4 protein-coding genes are annotated in these 1,561 nt (G+C 73.5%); all 4 read right to left on the reverse strand.

Features of this window, described 5'->3' with window-relative positions; genetic code table 11:
- Nucleotides 1–507: DUF2637 domain-containing protein (locus tag JNW87_RS41140; protein ID WP_238455456.1), on the reverse strand; the 507-nt coding region annotated here is incomplete at its 3' end.
- 6 nt (nt 508–513) lie between these two features.
- The gene (locus JNW87_RS40160) at nt 514–648 is read right to left on the reverse strand and encodes a hypothetical protein (RefSeq protein ID WP_255544852.1); all 135 of its coding nucleotides are present in this window, start codon (nt 646–648) and stop codon (nt 514–516) included.
- Nucleotides 645–935 carry a hypothetical protein gene (locus tag JNW87_RS38565; RefSeq protein WP_238455457.1) on the reverse strand — a complete coding sequence of 97 codons (291 nt, stop codon included), beginning with the start codon at nt 933–935 and terminating at the stop codon, nt 645–647. Before JNW87_RS38565 ends, JNW87_RS40160 begins: the two co-directional genes overlap by 4 nt.
- A gap of 73 nt (nt 936–1,008) precedes the next feature.
- The gene (locus tag JNW87_RS38570) at nt 1,009–1,248 is read right to left on the reverse strand and encodes a hypothetical protein (protein WP_238455458.1); all 240 of its coding nucleotides are present in this window, start codon (nt 1,246–1,248) and stop codon (nt 1,009–1,011) included.
- Nucleotides 1,249–1,561 lie beyond the last annotated feature (313 nt).

A 1,561-nucleotide genomic window follows, 5' to 3' on the forward strand; every position in this document is an offset into this window, starting at 1 on the left:
CGGCGGCACCGGGGCGGCGGCCACGGCAGCCAGGAACGCCTCCCGCTCGACGGCAGCCGCCAGGGCGGCGGCACGCTCGGCGGCCATCGCCGCCCGCCGCATCTGCGACAGCACCACCAGCCCGATCGACGCCACGACCACCAGGCCGTCGACGGACAGCGGCAGGGTGCTCGCCGTCAGCCAGTCCTCGCCGTACTCCAGGGCCAGGCCCTTCATGTGCCGGTAGCTGGCCAGCGCGGCGACGCCCGCGACGATCACCGTGCCGCCCAGCCGCACCACGTTCAGCAGTCGGCTCCGCGGTGCCGGCACCCGCGTCATCACCTCGGAGCACAGCAGCAGCGCCAGCGGCGCCCAACCGGCGACCGCCTTCGCACCGGCATCGGCACCGGCGTGCGCGATGTTCGCCGCCAGCGATGCCGCGATCCCGGCACCGAACGCCAGCCACACCGACACCCACGCGCCCTTGCTCGGCCGCTCCGGCACGTCGACCTTCTCCACGTGAACCACGCCGGCCTACCCGGCGGCCTCGGCGGCACCGCCGCCGGTCGGCAGTGCCGGCACGCCCGGCACCGTCTTGCTCTCCATCGGTTTCCCCTCCAACAGGTCGAGGCCGCCCGGGGGTCCCGGGCGGCTCTCCTCGGTCGTCACAGGCGGGTCAGCGTCTCCCCCACCAGCTCGCCGCGGTCGGCCACCGCCCGCTCGTGCTCGTGCAGGTGGTCGACGCACAGCAGCTCCGTCTGCGTCCACGGGTCCACCTCCAGGCCCTCCTCCGGGTCGAACAGGCACAGCCCGCCGTCCCCGCACTTCTCGCCGTCGTGCTCGATCAGCAGGCTGGCGACGGCCTGGGCGGCGCACATGCCGCCGTCCTCCTCGGGCACGAACTCGGCGTTGAAGGTCGGGACGGTCACGCGCAGGGTGCAGGTCGGGAAGGTCATCTTCGGCTCCTCAGGTCAGGGCGGGTCGGGGATGGAAGCGGCGGGCGCGCTCGAGGCGCGCCCGCCGGCTCGGTCAGCGGTACCGCTTGATCTCGACGGTGAACTGGCTGCCGTCGCTCAGCCGCAGCACGATGCCCTTGTCGGTCGTCATGAAGCCGCCGTCGGCCAGCGTCACGACCTCGTTGATCTCGACCGGCGAGCCGTCCTCCTCGGTCAGCGGCTCCTCGCCCGCCTCCTCGGCGACGATCTCCAGGTCGATCTCCTCGGCGGCGGCCCGCAGGGCGCGCTCCAGGATCTCCTCGTAGCTCAGCATCGTGGCTCACTCCTCAGTGCAGGATGGGGGCAGTGCGTACAACTTCATTGTATGCGTTCGTCACTCCCGCGTACAAGTTTTATGTATGCCACGGGCCGTGGAGCACGTCACACAAAGGGCGGTCCTCCCCCGTCCACGGGGAGCGCCGAACGCCCCGGGTCGGGTGGTGGAGTGAGGGGGCGGCCCGGCCCGGCTTAGACGGGCTGTGAGCGGTCGGGCCGCTCCCCCAGCCGCCGGGCGTCCAGCTCGGCCGCCGCCTCCAGCAGCCACGCCGGCGGGCCCGGCCGCCGGCCCGCGGGGCGCGGCAGCGTCC

This window comes from Micromonospora sp. ATA51, from assembly GCF_016802855.1.
GTDB lineage: Bacteria > Actinomycetota > Actinomycetes > Mycobacteriales > Micromonosporaceae > Micromonospora > Micromonospora sicca.